This is a genomic window from Kineococcus siccus, assembly GCF_009906795.1.
GTDB classification, from domain to species: domain Bacteria; phylum Actinomycetota; class Actinomycetes; order Actinomycetales; family Kineococcaceae; genus Kineococcus; species Kineococcus siccus.
This window is the reverse complement of record NZ_JAAALN010000041.1, coordinates 1-23231: the sequence shown is the minus strand read 5'-3', so window position 1 is coordinate 23231 and position 23231 is coordinate 1. Positions and strand designations below refer to the sequence as shown.

At 74.3% G+C, this 23231-nt stretch carries 22 protein-coding genes; 11 read left to right on the top strand and 11 right to left on the bottom strand.

Annotated features, from left to right (window positions below):
- Nucleotides 1-203, top strand: a 203-nt coding sequence (locus tag GTR02_RS22390; protein WP_205708798.1) for an HNH endonuclease, incomplete at its 5' end; no start/stop codon positions are given.
- Nucleotides 204-213: 10 nt separating this feature from the next.
- Here the strand turns inward: GTR02_RS22390 and GTR02_RS07225 are convergent.
- The 5 genes from GTR02_RS07225 to GTR02_RS07205 form a co-directional block, all read right to left on the bottom strand.
- Nucleotides 214-1203 (bottom strand): aldo/keto reductase, encoded by a 990-nt coding sequence (locus GTR02_RS07225; protein ID WP_166606805.1) that lies wholly within the window; start codon nt 1201-1203, stop codon nt 214-216.
- A 30-nt stretch (nt 1204-1233) separates the two neighbouring features.
- Nucleotides 1234-1986 (bottom strand): SDR family oxidoreductase, encoded by a 753-nt coding sequence (locus tag GTR02_RS07220; RefSeq protein ID WP_166606804.1) that lies wholly within the window; start codon nt 1984-1986, stop codon nt 1234-1236.
- Nucleotides 1983-2834, bottom strand: coding sequence for a fumarylacetoacetate hydrolase family protein (locus tag GTR02_RS07215; RefSeq protein WP_166606803.1), 852 nt, complete (start codon nt 2832-2834; stop codon nt 1983-1985). The genes GTR02_RS07220 and GTR02_RS07215 overlap by 4 nt, the downstream gene beginning before the upstream one ends.
- A gap of 67 nt (nt 2835-2901) precedes the next feature.
- Nucleotides 2902-3666 carry an SDR family oxidoreductase gene (locus tag GTR02_RS07210; RefSeq protein ID WP_166606808.1) on the bottom strand — a complete coding sequence of 255 codons (765 nt, stop codon included), beginning with the start codon at nt 3664-3666 and terminating at the stop codon, nt 2902-2904.
- 1 nt (nt 3667) lies between these two features.
- Nucleotides 3668-4708, bottom strand: coding sequence for a zinc-dependent alcohol dehydrogenase (locus GTR02_RS07205; RefSeq protein WP_166606802.1), 1041 nt, complete (start codon nt 4706-4708; stop codon nt 3668-3670).
- A gap of 159 nt (nt 4709-4867) precedes the next feature.
- Here GTR02_RS07205 and GTR02_RS07200 point away from each other — a divergent pair, with 159 nt between their 5' ends.
- Nucleotides 4868-6361 carry a M20/M25/M40 family metallo-hydrolase gene (locus GTR02_RS07200; RefSeq protein ID WP_166606801.1) on the top strand — a complete coding sequence of 498 codons (1494 nt, stop codon included), beginning with the start codon at nt 4868-4870 and terminating at the stop codon, nt 6359-6361.
- A 31-nt stretch (nt 6362-6392) separates the two neighbouring features.
- Here GTR02_RS07200 and GTR02_RS07195 read toward each other — a convergent pair whose 3' ends face one another.
- From GTR02_RS07195 to GTR02_RS07185, 3 genes are read right to left on the bottom strand one after another with little or no spacing between them, the layout of a single operon-like run.
- Nucleotides 6393-7370 (bottom strand): epimerase, encoded by a 978-nt coding sequence (locus tag GTR02_RS07195; RefSeq protein WP_166606800.1) that lies wholly within the window; start codon nt 7368-7370, stop codon nt 6393-6395.
- Nucleotides 7371-7379: 9 nt separating this feature from the next.
- Nucleotides 7380-7649 (bottom strand): hypothetical protein, encoded by a 270-nt coding sequence (locus GTR02_RS07190; RefSeq protein WP_166606799.1) that lies wholly within the window; start codon nt 7647-7649, stop codon nt 7380-7382.
- Between the two features lie 28 nt (nt 7650-7677).
- Nucleotides 7678-8709 carry a LacI family DNA-binding transcriptional regulator gene (locus GTR02_RS07185; protein WP_166606798.1) on the bottom strand — a complete coding sequence of 344 codons (1032 nt, stop codon included), beginning with the start codon at nt 8707-8709 and terminating at the stop codon, nt 7678-7680.
- Between the two features lie 238 nt (nt 8710-8947).
- On the opposite strand from GTR02_RS07185, the gene GTR02_RS07180 reads away from it, so the two are divergent.
- Genes GTR02_RS07180 through GTR02_RS07170 form a run of 3 tightly spaced genes read left to right on the top strand, consistent with a single transcriptional unit; the run spans nt 8948 to nt 12113 of the window.
- A complete protein-coding gene (locus GTR02_RS07180) occupies nt 8948-10237 on the top strand; it encodes an extracellular solute-binding protein (RefSeq protein ID WP_166606797.1) in 1290 nt (429 codons plus the stop codon).
- On the top strand, nt 10237-11217 hold the full coding sequence (locus tag GTR02_RS07175) for a carbohydrate ABC transporter permease (protein ID WP_166606796.1): 981 nt from the start codon (nt 10237-10239) through the stop codon (nt 11215-11217). The genes GTR02_RS07180 and GTR02_RS07175 overlap by 1 nt, the downstream gene beginning before the upstream one ends.
- Entirely contained in the window at nt 11214-12113 is a 900-nt protein-coding gene (locus tag GTR02_RS07170; protein ID WP_166606795.1) for a carbohydrate ABC transporter permease, read from the top strand. The genes GTR02_RS07175 and GTR02_RS07170 overlap by 4 nt, the downstream gene beginning before the upstream one ends.
- A gap of 35 nt (nt 12114-12148) precedes the next feature.
- On the opposite strand, the gene GTR02_RS07165 is transcribed toward GTR02_RS07170, so the two are convergent.
- On the bottom strand, nt 12149-12547 hold the full coding sequence (locus GTR02_RS07165) for a hypothetical protein (RefSeq protein ID WP_166606789.1): 399 nt from the start codon (nt 12545-12547) through the stop codon (nt 12149-12151).
- A gap of 267 nt (nt 12548-12814) precedes the next feature.
- Here GTR02_RS07165 and kdpF point away from each other — a divergent pair, with 267 nt between their 5' ends.
- Genes kdpF through GTR02_RS07135 form a run of 6 tightly spaced genes read left to right on the top strand, consistent with a single transcriptional unit; the run spans nt 12815 to nt 21059 of the window.
- Nucleotides 12815-12904: a K(+)-transporting ATPase subunit F gene (gene kdpF, locus GTR02_RS07160; RefSeq protein ID WP_166606794.1), complete on the top strand. Its 90-nt coding sequence runs from the start codon at nt 12815-12817 to the stop codon at nt 12902-12904.
- Between the two features lie 15 nt (nt 12905-12919).
- Nucleotides 12920-14581, top strand: coding sequence for a potassium-transporting ATPase subunit KdpA (gene kdpA / locus GTR02_RS07155; RefSeq protein WP_166606807.1), 1662 nt, complete (start codon nt 12920-12922; stop codon nt 14579-14581).
- Nucleotides 14578-16701 carry a potassium-transporting ATPase subunit KdpB gene (kdpB, locus tag GTR02_RS07150; protein WP_166606793.1) on the top strand — a complete coding sequence of 708 codons (2124 nt, stop codon included), beginning with the start codon at nt 14578-14580 and terminating at the stop codon, nt 16699-16701. The genes kdpA and kdpB overlap by 4 nt, the downstream gene beginning before the upstream one ends.
- Nucleotide 16702: 1 nt before the next feature.
- Nucleotides 16703-17362 (top strand): potassium-transporting ATPase subunit KdpC, encoded by a 660-nt coding sequence (kdpC, locus tag GTR02_RS07145; protein WP_166606792.1) that lies wholly within the window; start codon nt 16703-16705, stop codon nt 17360-17362.
- 2 nt (nt 17363-17364) lie between these two features.
- On the top strand, nt 17365-19938 hold the full coding sequence (locus GTR02_RS07140; RefSeq protein ID WP_166606791.1) for a DUF4118 domain-containing protein: 2574 nt from the start codon (nt 17365-17367) through the stop codon (nt 19936-19938).
- Between the two features lie 44 nt (nt 19939-19982).
- A complete protein-coding gene (locus GTR02_RS07135) occupies nt 19983-21059 on the top strand; it encodes a magnesium and cobalt transport protein CorA (RefSeq protein WP_338073639.1) in 1077 nt (358 codons plus the stop codon).
- 6 nt (nt 21060-21065) lie between these two features.
- Here the strand turns inward: GTR02_RS07135 and GTR02_RS07130 are convergent, their stop codons facing one another.
- Nucleotides 21066-22640: a GAF domain-containing protein gene (locus tag GTR02_RS07130; RefSeq protein WP_166606790.1), complete on the bottom strand. Its 1575-nt coding sequence runs from the start codon at nt 22638-22640 to the stop codon at nt 21066-21068.
- A gap of 23 nt (nt 22641-22663) precedes the next feature.
- Nucleotides 22664-23231 (bottom strand): DICT sensory domain-containing protein (locus tag GTR02_RS07125; RefSeq protein WP_205708797.1); only part of this gene is annotated, 568 nt, incomplete at its 5' end.

Below are 23231 nucleotides of genomic sequence, written 5' to 3'. Positions count from 1 at the left end.
CGATCGACTGCGACCTCGACCACGTCATCGCCTGGCCCGAAGGGGCGTCCACCGCGGACAACCTGCAACCCCTGTGCCGCAGCCACCACCGCTTCAAGACCCAGTACGTCTACGAAACGGCGACCGCTCATCGGCGACGCACCGCCGCCCGCCCTCGCCCACCGCGGCCGCGACCACCGGTCGACGACCCCCCGCCGTTCTGACCGCGCGGCATCAGGTGGTCGGGACGGGCGCGTCCTCGCGCAGCAGGCCCTCGGCGCGCAGCTCCTCCCACACGGCCGCGGGGACCGTCGCGGCGAGCAGGTCCGCGTTGCGGCGCACCTGGTCCGCACTCCGCATTCCCAGGGTCACGTTGACGACCTGCGGGTGCGCCAGGGGGAAGGCGACGGCCGCGGCCGGCAGCGTCGTGCCGTGACGTTCGCACACGTCGGCGATCGCGTGGGCGCGCTGCACGAGCTCGGGCGGCGCGTCCGCGTAGTTGAATTTCGCGTCCGCCGCGGGCCGGTCGCGCGAGAGCAGCCCCGAGTTGAAGACCCCGACCGCGACGACGCTGCCCCCGGTCTCCGCGGCGGCGGGGAGCACGTCGTCGAGGGCGCCCTGCTCGAGCAGCGTGTAGCGCCCCGCGAGCATCACGAGGTCGGCCGCGGTCTCGCGCAGGAACCGCGCGAGCATCGCCGACTGGTTCATCCCCGCGCCGATCGACCGCACGACGCCCTGGTCCCGGAGTTCGGCGAGCGCGGGCAGCGCCTCGTCGGCCGCCTGCCGCCAGTGCTCGTCGGGGTCGTGGACGTAGACCACGTCGATGCGGTCGAGGCCCGTGCGCTGCAGCGTCGCCTCGAGGGAGCGAAGGACGCCGTCGCGGCTGTAGTCGCGCTCCCGCCGGAGGTCGCCGGGCACCGCGAAACCCTCGGTGTCCTGCTCCGTGGGGTCCTCGTTGGGCACGAGCAGCCGCCCCACCTTCGAGGACACGACGAACTCCTCGCGCGGCCGGCCCGCGAGGGCCTCGCCCAGCCGGCGCTCGGACAGGCCCAGCCCGTAGTGCGGTGCCGTGTCGAAGTAGCGGATGCCGGCGTCCCAGGCCGCGTCGAGCGCCCCGCGGGCGTCCTCGTCGGACGTCGCCCGGTACAGGTTGCCGATGACCGCGGCACCGAAGCCGAGGTCGGTGAGCTCGAGGCCCGAGCTGGGCAGGGTGCGCGTGTGCATCGTCGTCTCCACGGGTCCGGTGCGGCGGGGTCAGCGGGTGATGAGCAGGGTGTGCGAACCGCCGTCGACCCCGAGCAGCGTGCCCGTCGTCGACCCCGAGAGGGGGCTGGCGAGGTAGCAGACGGCGTGGGCGACCTCGTCCGCGGCGACGAGCCGGCCGAGCGGCTGCCGCGCCTCGAGGGAGCGGCGTTCCACCTCGGGATCGACGGCGCTGGCGAGCAGACGCTGCACCCACGGGGTGTCCGCCGTGCCCGGGGCCACGGCGTTGACGCGGATCCCCTCGCGCACGTGGTCGGCGGCCATCGACAGCGTCAGCCCGTGCACGGCGCCCTTGGAGGCGTCGTAGGCGACCCGCTGCTGCAGCCCCGTCCAGCCGCCGATGGACCCCGTGTTCACGATCGCCGCGTGCTGCGACCGGCGCAGGTGGGGCAGGGCGGCGCGACTGACCCGCACCATGCCCAGGACGTTGACCTCGAACAGGCGCCGGTACTCGTCGTCGTCGGTGTCCTCGACGGTGCCGCGCGCCCCGATCCCGGCGTTGTTCACCACTACGTCGAGACCTCCGAGCTCCGCCGCGGCCCGCTCGACGGCCGCGCGGACCGAGGCGTCGTCGGCCACGTCGGCGGTGATCTCGACGATCCCGTCGGTGGCCTCGGCCGGGCGCAGGTCGAGCGAGGCCACCCGCGCCCCGCGGGCCACGAGCATCAGCGCGGTGGCCCGGCCGATGCCCGAGGCGCCGCCCGTGACGAGGGCGGCGAGACCGCTGAACTCCCCGGTGCTCACGCCTGCCCCACCACCTGGCGCTGGGTGCCCAGCCCCTCGATGCCGAGTTCCACCACCTGGCCGGCGCGCAGGTACGGCTTCGGGTCGGGGAAGCCGAGGGCGACCCCCGCGGGCGTCCCCGTGTTGATGACGTCACCGGGTTCCAGCACCATGAACCGGCTGAGGTAGCGCACGATCTCCGCGACCCCGAACACCATGTCGGACGTGCGGCTCTCCTGGCGGACCTGCCCGTCGACGTTGAGCCACAGCTGCAGGTCCTGCGGGTCGGGCACCTCGTCCGCCGTGACCAGCCACGGCCCCAGCGGGTTGAAGGTCTCGCAGCTCTTGCCCTTGTCCCACTGCCCACCGCGCTCGAGCTGGAACTCCCGCTCGGACACGTCGTTGCTGACGGCGTACCCGGCGACGCAGGCCATCGCCTCCTGCGCGTCGGCGAGGTAGCGGGCCCGGCGGCCGATGACGACCGCGAGCTCGACCTCGTAGTCGGTCTTCGTGCTGCCCCGGGGGATCAGCACCTCGTCGTGGGGGCCGACGACCGTGTCGGTCGTCTTGAGGAAGACGACGGGTTCCGCGGGGATCTCCGCCCCGGACTCCCGGGCGTGCAGCGCGTAGTTCAGCCCGATGCAGACCACCTTGCCGGGCCGGGCCACGGGCGCGCCGAAGCGGTTCCCGGCGGCCGCGGGGAGCCGCGGCATCGTGGGCACGGCCGCGGCGATCGCGGCGAGCCCCTCGGGGGACAGGGCGGCCCCGTCGACGTCGGCCACCGTGCCCGACGCGTCGAGCAGGCTCCCGTCGTCGGTGAGGACGGCGGGCACCTCCCGGCCGACGGGCCCCACGCGTACCAGCTTCACGACGGTCCTCCGCTCTCGTGGTGCGCGGGGCGGGTGCCTCCGCGCTCGTGCGCAGCGTCTCGCGTCCTCACCGGCCGAGCCACCCGCCGTCGACGGGGAGGACGACGCCGTGCACGTAGTCGGACGCGGGCGAGGCGAGGAACACGGTGGCGCCGGCCAGGTCGTCGGCGGTGCCCCAGCGCCCGGCCGGGATCCGGTCGAGGATCGAGGCGCTGCGCGCGGCGTCCGCGCGCAGGGCCTCGGTGTTGTCCGTGGCGACGTAGCCGGGGGCGATCGCGTTGACGTTGACGCCGCGGCCCGCCCACTCGTTGGCCAGCGCCCGCGTGAGGCCGGCGACGGCGGACTTCGCCGCGGTGTAGCCGGGCACGTTGATCCCGCCCTGGAAGCTCAGCAGCGACGCCGTGAACACCACCTTGCCGGAACCGCGTGCGAGCATCGCGGCGCCCACCCCGCGGGCCAGCACGAACGGCGCCGAGAGGTTCACCTCGAGGACGTGGTCGAAGTCGAGGTCGGTGTGCTCCGCCGCGGGCGCGCGCCGGATGGTCCCCGCGTTGTTCACGAGGACGTCGACGGGACGGTCGCGGCCCGCGAGGTCCGCGGCCAGCCGCGTGGTCGCGGCGCGGTCGGAGAGGTCCACGCGCAGGCCCTCGAACGAACGGCCCAGGCCGCGCACGGCCCGCTCGACCTCGCTGTCCTCCTCGAGCCGGGCGCTGACGCCGATCACGTCGGCGCCGGCCGCGGCGAGCGCGGTGGCCATCGCGAACCCGATCCCGCGCCGGGCCCCGGTGACGACGGCCAGCGTGCCGCTGAGGTCGAAGGGGTTGCGCCGCAGGTCAGCCACGCGAGGCCCCGGCGTCCGCGCGGCAGTCCACGAGGACCTTGACCACGCCGGCACCGCCCTCCAGGGCGGCGAACGCCGCCGGCGCGTCCGCCAGGGGGACGACGCGGGAGATCACGGTGTCGGCCGGCACCGCACCCGAGGCGACGAGGTCCACCGCGCGCTCGAAGTCGGCGCGCTCGTACAGCCGGGCGCCGACGAGCGTCAGCTCGCGCCAGAAGAACCGGTGCAGGTCCACCTCGCGGGGCGTGGGGTGGATCGCCACGAGGCAGAGCCGCCCGCGGACGCCCAGCACGCTGACGGCCGTGCCGACCCCACCCGCCGCACCGGACACCTCGAAGGCCACGGCGGCGCCCGCGCCACCCGTCCACGCGTCGACCGCGGCGACGACGTCCTCGGCGCGGGGGTCCAGCGTCCGCAGCCCGAGACCCGCGGCGACGGAACGGCGGTGCTCGTCCAGCTCCACCACGCGGACGTCGGCGCCGGCGTCCGCGGCGACCAGGGCGATGAGCAGGCCGACGGGGCCGGCCCCGACGACCACGACGGTCTCGCCCGCCCGCACGCCCGCGCGGCCCACGTCGTGCACGGCCACCGCGGTGGGCTCCACCAGGGCGGCGTCGCGCAGCGACAGGCCCGCGGGCAGCCGGACCAGGGTGGACGCGGGGACGTTCCAGAGCTGCTGCAGCCCACCGGGGGAGTCGATCCCGATGAAGTCGAGGTGCTGGCACACGTGCCGGTGCCCCGCGAGGCACGCGGGGCAGGTGCCGTCCCACGCCAGCGGCATCACCGTCACGGCATCGCCCACCGCCCAGCCGTCGACCCCCTCGCCGACGGCCGCGACGACGGCCGAGACCTCGTGGCCGATGACCGCGGGCGTGCGGACCCGCTGGTCCATGTCCCCGTGGAAGATGTGCAGGTCCGTGCCGCAGATCCCGACGAAGGCGGGGGCGACCTGGACCTGGCCGGCGGCCGGCGGGGTGGGGGTCGCCGGGCCGACCTCCACCGTGCGGGCCCGGACGTAGCGCGCTGCGAGCATCGTCGCTCCTCTGATCGATAATCGATTGCCGAGCCTACGTCGCGCCGTGCGGACGGTCAACGGTTCCTCCCCTCCGCGCGCCGCTGAGACGGGGGTTCCCCTGTGTGCCCGCTGTCGCTACGTTGTGCCACCTCGCCACTACGACCAGCGGAGTTCGCCGTGCGACGACCAGCCCTCCTGTCCACCGCCGCGCTCGCGATCGGCGCCCTCGTCCTGCCCGCGGCCCCCGCGGCCGCCGTCGACGAGGTCAGCACCGAGAAGCTGCGCGACGCCGTCACCGTCAACGGGATCCTCGGGCACGCCCGGGCCCTGCAGCGCATCGCGAACGAGAACGGGGGCAACCGCGCGGCCGGCACGCCCGGCTACGACGCGTCGGCCCGCTACGTCGAGCGCACGCTGCTCGCCGCCGGCTACGACGTCCGGTTGCAGGAGTTCGAGTTCCCGTACTTCGAGGTCGTCGGGGAACCCGTCCTCGAGGTGGCGGGGGCGCCGCTGGCGACCGTCGCCTTCGACTACTCGGGTTCCGGGGACGTGACCGCCCCGATCGCGCCCGTGGACGTCGTCGAGCCGACCGGCACCGACAACGTCTCCACCAGCGGGTGCGAGGCGAGCGACTTCACCGGGTTCCCGGCGGGGGCGGTCGCGCTCCTGCAGCGCGGAACGTGCCCCTTCGCGGACAAGGTCGCCAACGCGGTGGCCGCCGAGGCCGCGGCGGTCGTCATCTTCAACGAGGGTCAGGCGGGCCGCCAGGACCTCAGCGGCGGGACGCTCGGCAGCCCCGCCGGCGTTCCCGTGCTGGGTCTCAGCTACGCGGACGGCGCCGCCCTCGTGGAACGCGCGGGCGAACCGGTGCGCGTGGCGGCGGAGACGATCGCGGAGGAGCGCACCACCACGAACGTCATCGCGGACGCCCGCGGCGGCGACCGCTCCCGCACCGTCGTCGTCGGGGCGCACCTGGACTCCGTCCTCGACGGTCCGGGCATCAACGACAACGGCAGCGGCACCGCGACGATCCTCGAGATCGCGGAGCAGATGGCGACCCTCGGCGGCAAGGACCGCCAGCACGTGCGGTTCGCGTTCTGGGGTGCCGAGGAGCTCGGCCTGCTGGGTGCCACCCACTACGTCGACTCGCTGTCGGACGCCGAGCTGCAGGACGTCTACGCCAACCTGAACTTCGACATGGTCGGCTCCCCGAACTACGTGCCGTTCGTCTACGACGGCGACCTGTCGGACACCGCCGAGGAGTCCAGCCCGGCCCCGCCCGGGTCCGCGCAGATCGAGCGCCTCCTCACCGACCACCTCGCCACGCGCGGCGGTTCCGTGCCGACGGCGTTCGACGGCCGGTCCGACTACGGGCCCTTCATCGCGGCCGGGATCCCCGCCGGCGGGTTGTTCAGCGGCGCCGAGGGCGTCAAGACCGAGGAGCAGGCGGCGGCCTTCGGCGGCACGGCGGGCGTGGCCTACGACGCCTGCTACCACGCGGCCTGCGACACGATCGCGAACCTCTCCACGAAGTCCCTGTCGGTGCTCGGCGACGCGGCGGCGCACGCCGTGCTGACGCTGGCCCGCACCCGCACGGGGTTCTACGAGGACCTCAGCCGGACGCCGAAGTCCGCGCCGCAGAGCGCACCCGAGGCGGCCGACGCCGCCTGAGCCCCACCGCGACCGCGGACCCGGACCGTCGTCAGCGCCGCTCGCGCCCCGCGCGCGAGCGGCGCACGAGGTCCGCGGCCGCCTCGTCCCACTCCGGGTGCTCGAAGGTGAACCCGGCCCCGAGCAGCCGGCCGGGGACGACGCGGCGGCTCTTCAGCAGCAGTTCCGTGTCCGTGCGCAGCGCGAACGCCCCCACCTCGGCCATGAGGCGGGTGGCGGGCAGGCCGGCCCGGACGCCCCAGGCCCGCCGCAGCGACCGCATCAGCTCGGCCTGGGGCACGGGACCGGGGGCCGCGAGGTTCACGGGGCCGTCGAGGTCCTCCCGCGCCAGGAGCAGCTCCACCGCGCGCACGACGTCGTCGTCGTGGATCCACGACACGTGCTGGCGTCCACCGGCGACCGGCCCGCCGAGGCCGGCCCGGACCATCCGGGAGAGCACGTCGAAGATGCCGCCGCGGTCGGGCTGCATGACCATCGCGGTGCGCAGGGCCACGCGCCGGGTCGCCGGCGTCGCCGCGTCGGCCTGGGCCTGCTCCCAGCGGCGGGCGATCCGGACGCTGTACTCCCAGGACAGGGGGACGTCGGGTTCCTCACCGCCGAGGACGCCGGTGTCCTCGTCGTGGCCCCGGTCGTCACCCCGGCTGCGGGCGTCGGCGTAGATCGTGGCCGTGCTCATCTGCAGCCACACCCGCGGCGGGCGCCGCGCCGCCGCGATGGCTGCGCCCACGACGCGGGTCGAGTCGACGCGCGAGTCCATCATCTGACGCAGGTTCGCGTCGGTGTAGCGGCAGCTGACCGTCCGGCCGGCCAGGTTCACGACGGCGTCGGCGCCGTCGAGCTCGGCGGCCCAGGGGCCCAGCGTCCGTCCGTCCCAGAGGACGTGGCGGACACCGGCTTCCAGCTGCTGGGGCCGCCGGCTGAGGACGGTGACCGCGTGACCTCGACGCACCAGGGCCCGCCGCAGCAGACCGCCGACCTGGCCGGTGCCCCCCGGCACGACGATCTCCATGCGGGGAGCCTAGGTCGTCGCGGCCCGCTCCGTGGGCTCCCGGAACTCCGGCGTGCGCGGGTCGTCGGGGCCGTCGTCGCCCGCGAGGGCCGGCAGCGGCGCGTCGTCGTGCGCCGACAGCGCCGCGCCGACGGTCCCCTCCACGAAGCCGGCGTCCTCGCCGCCGGGGGAGTCCCCGGGTCCCGGGGCGCCCGGCTCGCCCGCGTCGGACCCCGTCGCCATCCCGCTGTCCAGCCCGCCCTGCTCGCCGGCCGGCCGCCGGCCCTCGATGTCGGTCACGCGGGGCTCCTACCCACCGCGGCGCCGCTCACGCGGAGGCGCGGCGGACGAAGCGGTGCGCCACGCGCCGCACCACGGTCGAGGTCGTGCTGGACAGCTCGCCGTCGTGCAGGCCGACCGCGAGGTCGATCGCCGCGCCCGCCACCGCGGCCATGTCCAGGGCCAGGCTGGACAGCTGCGGCGTCACCCACGTCCCCAGGGGCAGCCCGTCGATGCCGAGGACGCGCACGTCCCCCGGGACGTCGACGCCGTGGCGCCGGCACGCCTCGAGGACGCCGAGGGCGATGACGTCGTTCCACGCGACGACCGCGTCGCACGGGACGTCCGCCCGGAGCAGCGGTTCCACGGCCGTCCGCCCCGCGTCGACGGACGTGGCCGACGTCCAGACGAGCCGCAGCGGGACGCCGGCGCGGGCGAACGCCTCGCTGACCAGCCGGCCGCGGCCGCTGGTGAGCCCCTCGTCGGAGACCTCCACCATCCACGGGTGGCGGACGCCGTGCGCGAGCAGGTGCGCCACGGCGTCCTCGACCGCCGGGGCGACGTCCAGCTCGACGACCCCGCCCGAGCGCCGTTCCACGGTCGGGTCGATCTCGACGCTCGGCATGCCCCCCAGCACCTCGCGCTCCTCGCCGGGGGCGATGTCGAAGTAGCCGATCATCGCGTCGACCTGCTGCGCGAGGTCCATGAGCTGCCGGCGGCGGTCGGTGGCGTGCACGCTGTCCACGAGCAGGACGTTCCAGTCCCGCTGCGCCGCGGCGCCCAGCACGGCCGCCGCAAACTCCGGGTAGTACGGGTTGGTCAGGTCGTTGACGACCAGGCCGACCGTGCGGTGCGAACCCTTCACCGCCAGCCCGCGGCCGAACCGGGAGGGCCGGTAGTGCAGCGCGCCGGCGGCGGCGAGCACGCGCGCCTTCGTCGCGGCGCTGATGTCCGGCAGGTCGTTCATGGCGCGCGTCACCGTCTGCCGGGACACCCCGGCCGCCGCCGCGACGTCGTGGATGGTCGCCGCCGAGCGGGACGGGTGCCGTCCTCGTGCGGTGTCGGGGGAGAGCTGGCTCATCGCCTCACAGGTCCGTCGGCCGGGGGTGGGTCCTCCCCCGCCGGCCGCGGGCCGGACCCGCGGCGATGGTGCCAGACGGCCCCCGGGGCGACAAGGCGTGACGACGAGGCGGTGACGGTCGTCCGGCACCCAGGTCGTTGACAGGTCCGGGTGCTGGTGCAACAGTCCCGGGACCGGGCCGTGAGCGCTCACGGCCGGGGACGACCAACCAGTTCTCACCGTCGAGAGTGGGTCGCACGTGAACGATCTCCTGTCCCGCCGTTCCGCCCTGAGGGCGGCCGCCGGTACCGCAGCCCTCGCCGCCGGGGCGACCCTCGCGGGGTGCGGGTCGGAGGTGTCCATCTCCTCGGACCCCGACGAGCTGGTGCTCTGGTACTGGAACCGCTCCTTCTCACCCGGTCTGCTCGCGCAGGCCGCCGAGCAGATCCCGGGGACCACCCGCCGCCTGCGCGCCGACCTCATCGGCGGCACCTTCGACAGCAAGCTGCGCACGAGCCTGGCCGGGGGCGCCTACATCCCCGACATCACGGCGCTCAACGACAACGTCGCCCTCTACTTCCCGAACGAGGACCTGTTCCACGACCTCAACGAGTTCGGGGCCGAGGAGGTCCGCGACGAGTTCTACGACTGGAAGTGGTCGCTCGGCACCACCACGAGCGGCCGGTTCTGCTTCTGGCCCATGGACACCGGGCCGACCGGCTTCTTCTACCGCGCGGACCTGTTCGAGGCGGCCGGGTTGCCGTCCTCGCCCCAGGACGTCGGGGCGGCCATCCGCACGTGGGACGACTGGATCGACCTGGGGGTCCAGCTCCGGGCGGCCGAGGGCGGCTCGTTCATCATCATCAACGCGCTCTCGGTGTTCCAGCAGCACATCAACGCCAGCTCCGAGCGGTACCTCGACGCGGACGACAAGCCCCTGTTCACGCAGCCGGGCAACGCGATCCGCGAGGCGTGGGACGTGGCCGTGCGGGCGGCGAAGGCCGGGGCCACGGGCAACCTCCAGCTCGTGACCGACCAGAACTCCGCCTTCTCCAGCGGCAAGGTCGCCGGGCACATCGACGGCGCCTGGTGGGCGCAGGTCATCGCCGAGACGGCGCCGGACTCCCGCGGCCTGTGGCGGCTGGCGCCCCAGCCGGAGCTGCCGGGCAACCGCGGCGGCTCCTTCATGGCCGTGCCGAAGACCTGCAAGGACCCGGCGGCCGCGGTCGCCTTCATGCGCTGGCTCACGACCCCCGAGAGCCAGGCCACCTCCTACAACGAGATGCAGCTGTTCCCGTCCGCGCCGCGCAGCTTCCAGCTGGGCACGATGACGGGCGGGGACTACTTCGGGGACCAGGACCCGCTGGCCTTCTTCAGCGAGGCGGCCCTGCAGGTCCCCACCACCTTCATCAGCACCTACGAGAGCCAGGTGGGTGCCTTCGCCGTGCAGATCGCCAACGTCGAGAGCGCCGGGAAGGACCCCGACACGGCCTGGAACGACGCCGTCGAGGAGACCCTGCGGATCCTCGCGAAGAGAGGAGTCGTCTGATGGCCGTCCCGTTGCGCGCCCCCGCCCGTCCCGCCGCCCGCGAGCGTCTCGCGGTCACCGGGCCGAGCGGGACGCGGCGCCGCCGCATCCGGGAGAACTGGGCGCAGTACGTCGCCGTCTCCCCGTTCTACGTCCTGTTCCTCGTCTTCGGGCTCTTCCCCATCGCGTGCTCGATCGCCCTGTCCTTCACCGACTGGGACGGCATCGGCGACATCGAGTTCGTCGGCCTGGCGCAGTACTCGTACCTGCTGCAGGACCCGCGGTTCTGGAACGCGGTCACCACCACGATGATCATCTGGGTCATCTCGACCGTGCCCATGCTGCTGCTCGCCCTGCTCATGGCGTTCCTGCTGCACCAGAACATCCGGTTCAAGGGGTTCTACCGGGTGGCGTTCTTCGTGCCCAACGTGACGAGCATGGTCGCCATGGCCATCGTCTTCGGGTCGGTGTTCTCCGACACCTTCGGGCTCGTCAACTCCGCCCTCACGGCGCTCGGCGCCGACGCGCTGCCGTGGCTGTCCACCGACTGGGGCATCCGCGTCACGATCGCGGTCATGGTCATCTGGCGGTGGACGGGCTACAACGCGATCATCTACCTCGCGGGCCTGCAGGCCGTGCCGACCGAGCTCTACGACGCGGCCAAGGTCGACGGGGCCGGGTTCTGGCGCATGTTCACCTCGATCACCATCCCGATGCTGCGGCCCGTCATCCTCTTCACCGTCATCACCTCGACGATCGGTGGCCTGGGCCTGTTCACCGAGCCGCAGATCCTTCTCGGTGACGGCGGCGGCCCGAACGAGGCCGGCATGACCATCGTGCTCTACCAGTACAACCAGGCGTTCACGCAGTTCGACTTCGGCTACGGCTCCGCGATCGCCTGGGCGCTGTTCCTCCTGGCCGCCGTCTTCGCGGCGATCAACTGGCGCCTGCTCAGCGAGCGCGACACCGTGCGCACCAAGCGTCAGGGGGCGGGACGATGAGCCTGCGCGAGAGGCCCGCGACCGCGGTCGAGCCCGGCCTGCACAAGGCCGGGCGGGGCCCCGGGTCCGCGCCGCGGCAGCTGCTGTCCTCGGCCGTGACGCACCTGTGCATCCTGATCGGGGTGCTGCTGTCCCTCTACCCGTTCTACTGGCTGCTGGTCATGGCGACGAGCACCACGGGGGAGATCTTCTCCTACCCGCCGAAGCTGCTGCCCGGCGACAACTTCGGCACGAACTTCTCCAACCTGCTGGCGAACGTGGACCTGCTCAGCTCCCTGGTCAACACGATCATCGTGGCCGGCGCGTCGGCCCTGCTCGTCGTCCTGCTCGACTCCCTGGCGGCCTTCGCCTTCGCGAAGTACGACTTCCCGGGCAAGGGCCCGCTGTTCCTGGTCGTCATGGCGACGTTCCTCTTCCCCGCGAACCTGTCGCTCGTGCCGAGCTTCTGGCTCATGTCGGAGCTGGGCTGGGTCGGCGGGCTGCAGGCGCTGATCGTCCCCGGGGCCGCAAACGCCTTCGGCATCTTCCTGCTGCGCCAGTTCGCGATGTCCTCGATCCCGGACGAGCTCATCGAGTCCGCCCGGATCGACGGGGCCGGCTTCTTCCGCACGTGGTGGTCGATCGGGCTGCCGATGCTGCGCGGCGGACTCGCCTTCCTGGGCATCTTCACCTTCATCACCGTCTGGAACGACTACGTCTGGCCGCTCATCGTCCTGAACAACCCGGCCCGCCAGACGCTGCAGACGTCGCTGGCGAGCCTCAACACCGCCTACAGCAACGACATCGGGCTCATCATGGCCGGCGCCTTCGTCAGCGTGCTCCCGCTGATCGGCGTCTTCCTCATCGGCTCGCGGCACTTCATCGCCAACATCGCCGCCGGCGCGCTCAAGGGCTGAGCCCCGCGGTCGCTTCGCGCACGACCCGACGCCCGTCACCCCTCCCCGGGGTGGCGGGCGTCCGTCGTGGTGCCCCGGGCACGGTGGGCGCCCCGGCCGGCGAGCCAGCTGACCGAGGCCGCGCCCAGGAACAGCGCGAGCTCGACCAGCCGGTCGGCGGAGAGATCGAGGACGCCGAAGCGGCCCACGACGAAGCCCGTGTGCACGGCCCACGCGCTCGCCGCGACGAGGACCGCGGCCCGCCAGGGCAGGCCGACGCTGCTCACGACGGTCAGCACCACGAACAGCAGCAGGGCGCCGGAGGCGGCCAGGCCGGTGAGCCGGCAGAGGAGGACTGCGACGACGAGGGCGCCGCACGTCAGCAGGACGCGCAGCTCGGCGGGCAGGGCGCGGTCGTCGTCGTGGACCGCGGGCCGCGGGAGGGAGGAGGTCACGAGGTGAGGGTGCGGCCGTCCGGGCGCTCCGGCGCCGGACCTTGACGACTCCCGTACGCCTGCGTCAAGGACGCGTCAAGGAACGGGGCCCGCGCGTCAAGGGAGCGTCAGGACGCCCGGTGCGCCGGGGGCCCGGTGCTGCACTCGGGACGTGCCACCGTCCGTCCCCCTCTCCCCAGGAGTCCCCGTGCTCGACCTCGGGTTCGTCGCACTCACCCTCGTCCTCGCGCTGGTCGCGACGCTCCTCGTCCGCGCGCTGGAGCGCCGGTGAGCGCCGGCGAGGCCGCCGGCCTCGTCCTGGCGGTCCTGCTGGCCGGGTACCTCCTGCTGGCCCTGCTGCGCCCCGAGAGGTTCTGAGCCCCGGTGAGCACCCTGTCCGACACCGCGGCCGGCCTCCTGCAGATCGGCCTGCTGCTGCTCCTGCTCGCCGCGGTCCACGTGCCGCTCGGTGACCACATCGCCCGCTCCCTCAGCTCCCCGCGCCACCTGCGCGTCGAACGGGCCACCTACCGCCTCCTGCGCGTGGACGGCGACGCCGACACCCGCTGGCCCACCTACGCCCTGTCCGTCGTGGGCTTCTCGACCGTCTCCGTCCTCGTGCTCTACGCCTTCCTGCGGCTGCAGGGGCACCTGCCGCTGTCGCTCGGCTTCGGGGCGATGGAGCAGACGCAGGCGTGGAACACCGCGGTGTCGTTCGTGACGAACACCAACTGGCAGTCCTACTCCGGGGAGTCCGCGCTCGGGCACCTGGTGCAGATGGCCGGCCTGACCGTGCAGAACTTCCTCTCCGCGGCCGTGGGTCTCGCGGTCGCCGTCGCCCTCGTGCGCGGCCTCTCCCGCCGCGGCACCGGCACGATCGGCAACTTCTGGGTCGACCTCGTGCGCTCCACGGTCCGCATCCTGCTGCCGCTGGCGCTCGTCGCGGCCGTGCTGCTCCTGCTGACCGGGGTCGTGCAGAACTTCACCGGGGCGACGGAGTACACGACGCTCGCGGGGGGCAGCCAGACCATCGTCGGCGGCCCGATCGCCTCGCAGGAGGCCATCAAGGAGCTGGGCACGAACGGCGGAGGCTTCTTCAACGCCAACTCCGCGCACCCCTTCGAGAACCCCACGGCCGTGTCGAACGCGCTCGAGGTCTTCCTGCTGCTGGCGATCCCCTTCAGCCTGCCCCGCACCTTCGGCACGATGGTCGGCGACCACCGGCAGGGCCTGACGATCCTCGCCGTCATGGGCGGCCTGTGGGGTGCCTCGCTCGCCGTCACCACCTGGGCGGAGACGCACGCGCTCGGCACCGTCCCGCAGGCCGTGGGCGGCGCCATGGAGGGCAAGGAGGTCCGCTTCGGCGAGTGGGCGTCGGCGTTGTTCGCGACGTCGACGACCATGACCTCCACGGGAGCGGTGAACTCCTTCCACGACAGCTACACCGCGCTCGGCGGCGGGGCGCTGCTGCTGAACATGATGCTCGGCGAGGTCACGCCCGGCGGGGTGGGTTCCGGTCTGTACGGCATGCTCGTGCTGGCGATCCTCACCGTCTTCCTGGGCGGCCTCATGGTGGGCCGGACGCCGGAGTACCTCGGCAAGAAGATCCGCCAGCGCGAGATCACGCTCGTCGCGCTCTACATCCTCGCGACGCCGTTCGCGCTGCTGGTCGGGGCGGCCGTCGCGCTGTCGAGCGCGTCCACCCGCTCGGCCATGCTGAACTCCGGGCCGCACGGGCTGTCGGAGATGCTGTACGCGTTCGCCTCGGCGGCCAACAACAACGGCAGCGCGTTCGCCGGGTTCGGTGCCAACACGGCCTTCTACAACACCGCGCTCGGCCTCGCGATGGTCGCGGGCCGCTTCGTCCCGCTCCTGCTCGTGCTCGCGCTGGCCGGCGCTCTCGCCCGGCAGCGCCCGGCCGACGCCACCACGGGGACCCTGCCCACGTCCTCGGTCACCTTCGCGGGGCTGCACGCCGCGGTCATCGTCGTCGTCGCCGGTCTCACGTTCTTCCCCGCCCTGTCCCTCGGACCCCTCGCAGAGGCCCTCGCATGAGCACGCCCACCCTCCCGGACACCTCCGTCCCCGCGTCGCCCGCCGCACCGGCCGGCCCGCACCGCGTCGCCAGCGGCGCGTTCAGCCCGCGCCAGCTCGTCGCGTCACTGCCCGACGCGTTCCGCAAGCTGGACCCGCGGCACCTCGTGAAGACCCCGGTGATGTTCGTCGTGGCCGTCGGGGCCGCGCTGTCCACGGTCCTGGCCGTCACCGACCCGTCGGTGTTCGCGTGGGTCATCGTCGTCTGGTTGTGGATCACCGTGGTGTTCGCCAACCTCGCCGAGGCCGTCGCCGAGGGCCGCGGGCGCGCCCAGGCGGCCTCCCTGCGCAAGGTCAGCTCGGAGACGACCGCCCGCCGGCTGCTGCGCGAGGGCGCGGCCGAGGAGGAGAGCGTCGCCTCGTCCGCCCTGCGGGTGGGCGACCTCGTCGTGGTGGAGGCGGGCGAGACCGTCCCGGGCGACGGGGACGTCGTCGAGGGCGTCGCGAGCGTCGACGAGTCCGCCATCACGGGGGAGTCGGCGCCCGTCATCCGCGAGTCCGGCGGCGACCGCAGCGCCGTCACGGGCGGCACCACGGTCCTCTCCGACCGCATCGTCGTGCGGATCACGGCCAAGCCCGGCGAGAGCTTCGTCGACCGGATGATCGCCCTGGTCGAGGGGTCCGCCCGCCAGCGGACGCCCAACGAGATCGCGCTCAACATCCTCCTCGCGAGCCTGACCCTGGTGTTCCTGCTGGCCGTCGTCACGCTGCAGCCCATGGCCGTCTACTCCGGCCGGCCGCAGAGCGTCGTCGTCCTCGTGGCCCTGCTGGTCTGCCTCATCCCCACGACCATCGGGGCGCTGCTCTCCGCGATCGGGATCGCCGGCATGGACCGGCTGGTGCAGCGCAACGTCCTCGCCATGTCCGGCCGCGCCGTCGAGGCCGCGGGCGACGTCGGGACCCTGCTGCTGGACAAGACGGGCACCATCACCCTCGGCAACCGGCAGGCCCACGAGCTCCTGCCCGCCCCCGGCGTCGAGGACGCGGACCTCGCCGACGCCGCGCAGCTGTCCAGCCTCGCCGACGCCACCCCCGAGGGCCGCTCGATCGTCGTCCTCGTCAAGGAGCGCCACGGCCTGCGGGCCCGCGCCGAGGGGGAGCTGACCGACGCCACGTTCGTGCCGTTCACGGCCCAGACCCGGATGAGCGGGGTCGACCTCGGCGCCGACGGCGACGGGAGCGGGGTCCGCCAGGTGCGCAAGGGCGCGGCCGCCGCCGTCACGCACTGGGTCCGCACGCAGGGCGGCGACGTCCCCGCGGAGGTCGGCCAGTGCGTGGAGGACGTCGCCACCTCGGGCGGCACGCCGCTGGTCGTCGCGGAGTCGGTCGGCGGCCGCGCCCGGGTCCTCGGCGTCGTGCACCTCAAGGACGTCGTCAAGGACGGCATGCGCGAGCGGTTCGAGCAGCTGCGCGCCATGGGGATCCGCACGGTCATGGTCACCGGTGACAACGAGCGCACGGCGCGGGCCATCGCCGCCGAGGCCGGGGTGGACGACGTCCTGGCCGAGGCGACGCCCGAGGAGAAGCTCGCGCTGATCCGCCAAGAGCAGTCCGGCGGCCGGCTCGTCGCGATGATGGGCGACGGCACCAACGACGCCCCGGCGCTCGCCCAGGCCGACGTCGGCGTGGCCATGAACACCGGCACCTCGGCCGCCAAGGAGGCCGGGAACATGGTCGACCTGGACTCCAACCCCACGAAGCTCATCGAGATCGTCGAGATCGGCAAGCAGCTCCTCATCACGCGGGGCGCGCTCACGACGTTCTCCATCGCCAACGACGTCGCCAAGTACTTCGCGATCATCCCGGCCATGTTCGTGACGACGTTCCCGCAGCTGGACCGCCTCAACGTCATGCGCCTGGCCACACCCGAGTCCGCGATCGTGTCCGCGATCGTCTTCAACGCCCTGGTCATCGTCGCGCTGATCCCGCTGGCCCTGCGGGGCGTGCGGTACCGGCCCTCGAGCGCCGCCGCGCTGCTGCGGCGCAACATCCTCGTCTACGGCCTCGGCGGCGTCGTCGTCCCGTTCATCGGCATCAAGCTCATCGACCTGCTCGTCTCGACCATCCCGGGGATCGGCTGACATGTCCTCTCACTCGCGCTCCTCCCGCAGCGGCTCCGCGGCGGCCACCGGCACCGCGGACGCCGGCCCGACCGCGTCGCTCGCGGGGCTCGTGCGCCAGGCCCGGACCGGGCTCGTGCTGCTCGCCGCGGCGACCGTCGTGCTCGGCCTGGTCTACCCGGGCGTCGTCTACGCCGCCGGGCGGCTCGTGCCCGCGCGCGCGGACGGCCAGGTCCTCAGCGTCGCCGGCCGGCCGGTCGGCTCGGCCATCATCGGTCAGCAGTTCGCGGGGGACGAGTGGTTCGCGCCCCGCCCCTCGGCCGCGGGCGAGGACGGGTACGACCCGCTCGCCTCCGGCGCGTCCAACCTCGGGCCCGAGAGCGCCGACCTCGCCGCGGCGGTGGCCCAGCGGCGGGCCGACGTCGCCGCCCGCGACGGCGTCGACCCCGCCGACGTGCCCGCCGACGCGCTCACCGCCTCGGGCAGCGGGCTCGACCCGGACATCTCGCCGGCCTACGCGCAGCAGCAGGTGGCGCGCGTCGCCCGGGCCCGCGGCCTCGACGAGCAGACGGTCGCCGCGCTGGTGGCGGCCCACACCGAGGGCCGGGCCGCCGGGTTCCTCGGCGAGCCGCACGTCAACGTCCTCGAGCTCAACGTCGCGCTCGCCGCGACGGCCGGCTGAGCATGGACGGCCGCGGGCGGCTGCGGGTGTTCCTCGGGGCCGCCCCCGGCGTGGGCAAGACGTTCTCGATGCTCGACGAGGCCCACCGCCGCGCGGACCGGGGCACGGACGTCGTCGTGGCCGTCGTCGAGACCCACGGCCGCGAGCGCACGGCCGCCGCCCTGGAGGGCCTGGAAGTGCTGCCCCGCAAGCGGTTGACCCACCGGGGCGCGGAGTTCGACGAGCTGGACCTCGACGGCGTGCTGCGGCGGGCGCCCGAGGTCGCCGTCGTCGACGAGCTGGCGCACACCAACGCGCCCGGAGCGAAGAACGCCAAGCGGTGGCAGGACGTGGCGGACCTGCTCGCGGCGGGCATCGACGTGGTCTCGACCGTGAACATCCAGCACCTGGAGTCGCTCAACGACGTCGTCGAGCACATCACCGGGGTCCGGCAGCGCGAGACCGTCCCCGACGAGGTGCTGCGCCGCGCGGAGCAGGTGCAGCTCGTCGACATGACGCCGGAGGCGCTGCAGCGCAGGCTCTCGCACGGCAACGTCTACGCCGCCACCAAGGTGGACGCCGCCTTGTCGAACTACTTCCGCATCGGCAACCTCACGGCCCTGCGGGAGCTGGCGCTGCTGTGGCTGGCCGACCGGGTCGACGAGGGACTGGAGCGCTACCGCGCCCAGCAGGGCATCGACTCGCCCTGGCCGACGCGCGAGCGCGTCGTCGTGGCCCTGACCGGTGGCCCGGAGGGCGAGACGCTCGTCCGGCGCGCCGCGCGCATCGCCGGTCGCGGAGCCGGGGGTGAGCTGCACGCCGTGCACGTCGCGAGCGCCGACGGCCTCGTGCGGTCCTCCCCGGTGCTGCTCGCCCAGCAGCGCGCCCTCGCCGAGACGCTCGGCGGCACCTACCACCAGGTCGTGGGCGACGACGTCGCGCAGTCCCTGCTGGGGTTCGCCCGCGGCGTCAACGCCAGCCAGATCGTGGTCGGCGCGAGCCGCCACAGCCGGCTGTCGTCGCTGTTCCGGCGCAGCGTGGGCGACGGGGTCGTCCGCGGTTCGGGGGCGATCGACGTCCTCGTGGTCACCCACGACCAGCACCCCGAGGGCCTGCGGCTGCCCCGGCGCGCGCACGCGGCGCTGTCGCCGAACCGCCGCCTGCTCGGCTGGCTCGTCGCGCTGGGCGGGCCCGCGCTGCTCACGGCGCTGCTGCTGACCCTGCCCCCGCAGGACCTCTCGACCGACCTCATGCCGTTCCTCGTCGTCGTGGTCGCCGCGGCCCTCACGGGCGGCGTCTGGCCGGCGCTCGGCGCGGCCCTGCTCGGCAGCCTCCTGGTGAACTTCTTCTTCACCGTCCCGCTGCACCGGTTCACGATCGCCCAGCCCGCCAACGCGGTCGCGCTCGGCGTGTTCCTCCTGGTGGCCGTCGCGCTGTCGGGGACCGTCGACCGCGCGGCCCGCCGGACGCAGGACGCCGCGCGCAGCCGGGCCGAGACCGAGGCGCTGTCGGTCCTGACCCGCACGGCGCTCGTCGCCGCCCACCCGCTCGACGAGGCGCTCGAGCACACGCGCCAGACCTTCGCGGTGGACGCCGTCACGCTGCTCGAGCGCGAGGACACCGCGACGCCGTGGCGCGTGGTCGCGACGGCGGGCGCGCCCGTGTGCACGGCACCCAGCGAGGGCGACGCCGAGGTGGTCGTCGAGGAGACGCTCTGCCTCGCCCTGCGCGGGCGCCTCCTCAGCGCCGACGACCGCCGCGTGCTGGAGGCGTTCGCGGGGCAGATCGCCGCCCTGCGCCAGCGCCAGCGGCTGCGCGCGGAGGCCGCCCAGGTGCGGCGGCTGGAGGAGGGCGACGCGGTGCGCGGCGCCCTGCTCACCGCCGTCTCGCACGACCTGCGGACGCCGCTGGCGACCCTCAAGGCGGCCGTCGACAGCCTGCGCGCCACCGACATCGAGCTGTCGGCGGCCGACCGCGCCGAGCTGCTGGCCTCGGTGGGCGGCTCGGCCGACCGGCTGCAGGGGCTCATCGACGACCTGCTCGACCTCACGCGCGTGCGCAGCGGCGTCGTCCAGCCCCGGATGGTCGTCGTGGCACTGGACGAGGTCGTGGGGCTCGCGCTGGCCGACGTCGCCGGCGAGGTGGGCGCCGACCGGGTGTCGGTGGACGTGGCCGAGGACCTGCCGCTCGTGTCCACCGACCCGGGGCTGCTGCGGCGCGTGGTCGCCAACCTGGTCCAGAACGCGCACCGGCACGGCGCCGGGACGGGGGAGGCGCCGGGGGGTGCGCGGGTCGAGGTGGTCGCGAGCGTCTCGGTCGAGGACGCCCGGCAGCAGGTGCGGCTGCTCGTCGTGGACCACGGTCGGGGGCTGGCGGGGGCCGCGAAGGAGCGGGCCTTCACCCCGTTCCAGCGCCTGGGCGACCGGTCCGGGGCCGGGCTCGGCCTGGGGCTCGCGGTGGCGCGCGGCCTGGCCGAGGCCGTGGGAGGCCACCTGGTCGCCGAGGACACCCCCGGCGGGGGCCTGACGATGGTCCTGGACCTGCCCCTGGCCGGGACCGCCCACGAGCTCGTCCCCGAGGACGCCGTGGAGGTGTGACAGTGGGACCCGACCCGACCGTCCCCGACCCCTGGAGGTAGCGCGTGACCGTGCGACCGCCGTCGCCGAGCCCCCGGGCCGTCCCCGCCGCCGAGCCCGAGGGGCTGGCCGCGCTGCCCGTCGTCGAGTGCAAGCTGTACGACCCCGACGGGGGGCACCGGCACGTCGACGACCTCGACGCCGCCCTCGCGAGCGCCCGCACCGACGGGGGCTTCGTCTGGATCGGCCTGCACGGCACGAGCGCCCGCGACCTGGAACGGCTCGCGACGTTCTTCCAGCTCCCGGCCCTGGCCGTGGAGGACGCCATCAACGCCCACCAGCGGCCCAAGTTCGAGCAGTACCCCGCGATGACGTTCGCCGTGCTCAAGCCCGTCCGCTACGTCGACCACGACGAGGTCGTGGACGTCAGCGAGATCGCCATCTTCCTGGGCGAGCACTTCCTCATCACCGTGCGGCACGGCGAGTCGAGCGTCGTCGCGACCGTGCGGCGCGAGGTGGACGGCGACGAGCGGCACGCGCCCACCGGACCGGGTGCGGTGCTGTACCGCCTCCTGGACCACGTCGTGGACGGGTACACGGAGGTGGTCGACGCGATCGCCGTCGACATCGAGGAGATCGAGGAGCAGGTGTTCAGCGGGGGCGAGGCCGACCACGCGGAGCGCATCTACAAGCTGAAGCGGGAGGTGCTGGAGTTCAAGCGGGCGGTCGGTCCCCTCGTCGCCCCCCTGCAGCGCCTGGTCGACGGGGACGCCGGCCCGGCCGGCACGACCGTCGCCGCCGAGAAGCGCCCGTACTACCGCGACGTCCTGGACCACCTCCTGCGCGCCGCCGACGCGATCGACGGCTACGACCGGCTGCTCACGGACGTGCTGCAGGCCCACCTCACGCAGGTCAGCGTGCGGCAGAACCGGGTCGCCGCCCGGCAGAACGAGGACATGCGCAAGATCTCGGCGTGGGCCGCGATCGCCCTGGTGCCCACGGCCATCGCGGGCATCTACGGCATGAACTTCGAGAACATGCCCGAGCTGAGCACCCGGTACGGCTACTTCGTGGTGCTCGGGGTCATCGCCACGGTGTGCGTCAGCCTGTACGCGGCGTTCCGGTCGAAGGACTGGTTGTAGGACCGCTCACGGGTTGCGGCGCTGGAACTCCGCGGTGAGCGCGGCCTGACGCTCGACGACCTCCGCGATGACCTCCTCGATCTGGGCGTGGGCCGCGGAGACGGCGTCGATGGCCACGCAGACGTCCTCGATCGCCGTGGCCGCGCCCCGGGTGTCGTGCTGGATGGCGCCGGTCTTCGTCGTGACGTCCTCCGTGGCGTCCGCCGTGCGCCGGGCCAGCTCCTTGACCTCGGTCGCCACGACGGCGAAACCGCGTCCGAGCTCGCCGGCGCGGGCCGCCTCGATCGTCGCGTTGAGCGCCAGCAGGTTCGTCTGCTGCGCGATGCCGCGGATCAGCTGGGCCACCTCGCCCACCTCGCTGCTGGACGTGCCGAGGCCGGTCACGACCCCGGTCACGGCCCGCGCGCGGGCGACGGCCTCGCCCGAGCGGTGCCCCACCTCCTGCGCGGCCAGAGCGATCTCGGCGATGCTCGCGATGAGCTGGTTGGCGGACTGCGTCCCGAGGTCGCGGTCGGCGATGCGTTCCAGCGCAGCGGAGACGAGGACGCCCACGCGTCGCAGGGTGGCCAGCCGCTCGGGGCTCGGGTCGAGCGTCTCGGTGGCGAAGAAGTCCATCGTCCCCACGACCTCGCCGCGCACCACGACGGGGAAGCAGACCCCGGACCGGACCCCGACGCGGGCCGCGACGGGGGCGCGCACGCAGTCCGCCATCTCCGTCAGGTCGCGCACGAAGAACAGGTCGCGCGTGCGCCACGCGCGGCCGGAGAGCCCGACGCCCTCGCGGAAGGACGCCGCGAGCGTCACCTGGCGGAACTCCTCACCGGCGGACCCGCTCTCGACCGCGAAGTGCAGGGCGCCGTCGGCGGGGTCGACCTTCCAGTACGAGCCGTAGGCCCAGCCGAACTCCCGCCGGACGGCGTCGAGCGCCCCGCGGGCGGCGGACTCGGCGTTCGCGGCCGTCGTGAGCTCCGTCAGGACGCCGATCACGGCCTTGAGGTCCTCGGCCCGCGCGCGCTCCCGCTCGGCCGAGCGGACCTGGCTCAGGGCGCCGGAGAGGAGGTCGGCCACCACGCGGAGGGTGCCCAGGCGGCCGGCGCCGAGCTCCAGCCGCTCGGTGCTGAAGAAGTCCAGCGTGCCGTGGACCTCGCCGTCCAGGACGACCGGCAGGCAGACGCCCGAGACGACGCCCGCGCGCTGGGCCGCGGGCGCCCGCACGCAGTCGCGGACCTCGCCGAGGTCGGGGACGAAGAGGAGGTCCCCGCTCTCCCAGACCCGGCCGGCCAGTCCCACACCCCGGGCGAAGCTCGCGGAGCGCGTGACCTCGGCGAACTCGGGGCTGGCGCTGCCGCTCTCGGCCGCGAAGAGGAGGACCCCGGCGCCGCGGTCCACGCGCCAGTAGGAGCCGTAGCCCCAGCCGAAGGCGTCGCGGACGGCGTCCAGGGCGCCGCGGACTGCGTCCTCGGACGTGCGGGCGGACGTCACGGCCGCCACGACGGTGGCCAGGGCGGCGACGTCACGGTCGGCGTCGGCGTGGGCGGCGGCCACGGTCGCCGACCGGGTCGCGCTGGTGCGGGAGAACATCGGGAGAGGACCTCTCAGGTGGGTCAGCGCTGGAGCCAGGGCACGCGGACGGCGAGCGACGGGACGCGCGTGAGCAGCACGGCCGCGGAGCGCTCCAGCCACACCGGGTCGTCGAGGTCGGCCCACAGGAACCGGCGGTCCGCGTCGGCCGTGCCGGGGTCGTCGGGCGGGGCGAGGCGGGGGCCGCTGCGCGCGCCCGGGAGACCGGCCGCGGCGTCGCGCGCCAGGAACCCCCAGCGCTCGGTGGGCGAGCAGAACACGACGAGCCACTCGTCGGCCAGCAGGTCGTCCTCGGCGATGCCCACGGTCGCGACGCCGCCGCGGCCGGGGCCGCGCAGGTCGGTGGGCAGCCCCACGCCGAACGCGACGACGGTGGCGCCCCGCGCGGCGATGCGCGCGTAGACGGCCCGTGTGCGGGCGGTCCAGAACCGGTTCTCCTGCACCGTGACGAGGACGAGGAGGTCGTCACCGCCCGTGCCGGCGCGCCGCTCGCAGCGGCGCGACAGGGCGAGCAGGTCGCGCTTGGTGCGGGTCGACGTCGGGCGGGGGCCACCGGCCACCGCGACCTGGAACGGGGACACGCGCACGGGC

Coding starts and splice junctions, on each gene's coding strand:
- GTR02_RS07225 (WP_166606805.1), bottom strand. CDS start 1,203: ATGCACACGCGCACCCTGCCCAGCTCGGGCCTCGAGCTCACCGACCTC.
- GTR02_RS07205 (WP_166606802.1), bottom strand. CDS start 4,708: ATGCTCGCAGCGCGCTACGTCCGGGCCCGCACGGTGGAGGTCGGCCCG.
- GTR02_RS07195 (WP_166606800.1), bottom strand. CDS start 7,370: ATGGAGATCGTCGTGCCGGGGGGCACCGGCCAGGTCGGCGGTCTGCTG.
- GTR02_RS07185 (WP_166606798.1), bottom strand. CDS start 8,709: ATGAGCCAGCTCTCCCCCGACACCGCACGAGGACGGCACCCGTCCCGC.
- GTR02_RS07175 (WP_166606796.1), top strand. CDS start 10,237: ATGGCCGTCCCGTTGCGCGCCCCCGCCCGTCCCGCCGCCCGCGAGCGT.
- GTR02_RS07170 (WP_166606795.1), top strand. CDS start 11,214: ATGAGCCTGCGCGAGAGGCCCGCGACCGCGGTCGAGCCCGGCCTGCAC.
- kdpB (WP_166606793.1), top strand. CDS start 14,578: ATGAGCACGCCCACCCTCCCGGACACCTCCGTCCCCGCGTCGCCCGCC.
- kdpC (WP_166606792.1), top strand. CDS start 16,703: ATGTCCTCTCACTCGCGCTCCTCCCGCAGCGGCTCCGCGGCGGCCACC.
- GTR02_RS07140 (WP_166606791.1), top strand. CDS start 17,365: ATGGACGGCCGCGGGCGGCTGCGGGTGTTCCTCGGGGCCGCCCCCGGC.
- GTR02_RS07130 (WP_166606790.1), bottom strand. CDS start 22,640: ATGTTCTCCCGCACCAGCGCGACCCGGTCGGCGACCGTGGCCGCCGCC.